General features: G+C 37.7%; 1 protein-coding gene. It reads right to left on the minus strand.

Features of this window, described 5'->3' with window-relative positions; genetic code table 11:
• Nucleotides 1-273: hypothetical protein (locus tag SB689_RS23110; protein WP_410694397.1), on the minus strand; the 273-nt coding region annotated here is incomplete at both ends.

The raw sequence follows: 273 nt of genomic DNA on the forward strand, positions 1-273 counted from the left end.
GAATTTGTCCTTCCATATCCGTTGAGTTCTTTTTCTATCGTAGTAGTGCCAACAACTGACGTTTCCATTTGCTTGCCTGTAAATGTTGTAGCAGTAATTTTAGCAGGAAATACAGAGTCATCATATGCGATGGAATTCCATTGCCATACTGCTCCTCCTTCAAAATAAGGTTCCCTCTCAGCAGTCTTTCTTCCTAATATATCAAATTTAACCTCATTGGAAACAAATTGTCCTTGTCCAAAAGCTTTGGTAGAAGCTTTATAATCTTGTCCT

The sequence above is a fragment of the Chryseobacterium sp. SIMBA_038 genome, from assembly GCF_046535115.1.
Lineage (GTDB): Bacteria > Bacteroidota > Bacteroidia > Flavobacteriales > Weeksellaceae > Chryseobacterium.